At 49.7% G+C, this 314-nt stretch carries 1 protein-coding gene; it reads right to left on the bottom strand.

Annotated elements, in window-relative coordinates; translation table 11 throughout:
• Nucleotides 1–223, bottom strand: a 223-nt coding sequence (locus tag P0G09_RS17305) for a flavodoxin domain-containing protein (RefSeq protein ID WP_342760554.1), incomplete at its 3' end; no start/stop codon positions are given.
• Between the last annotated feature and the right edge of the window lie 91 nt (nt 224–314).

Below are 314 nucleotides of genomic sequence, written 5' to 3'. Positions count from 1 at the left end.
GGGAGCCCTCCAGATCAGAGAACATCGGCGCAAACTCGCTCTCTTCCAGCTGCTCTGCGCCCCTTGCGGGGCAGCCAAATGCAACTGCATCAAACTCTGCCAGCTTTGCGGCGTTCATTTCGCCACAGGGAACGATGGTGCCGTTTGCACCCTCCGCCACGCAGTTTGCCATAGTCTCCGTGTTGCCGGTTGCACTCCAGAATACACCTGCTACTTTGCTCATAAAGAAGAACCTCTCTTTCAATTTTGGTTAGTATATTCTAACTTTTATCTTCAAGAAATTGTTCTGTCTTATGTCAGGCAGAACAATTTCT

It is taken from the genome of Faecalibacterium sp. DFI.5.82, assembly GCF_029076575.1.
In the GTDB taxonomy this organism is placed as follows: Bacteria; Bacillota; Clostridia; order Oscillospirales; family Ruminococcaceae; genus Faecalibacterium; species Faecalibacterium duncaniae.
The sequence above is the reverse complement of the archived record's forward strand: the minus strand, read 5'-3'. Positions and strand labels throughout refer to the sequence as shown.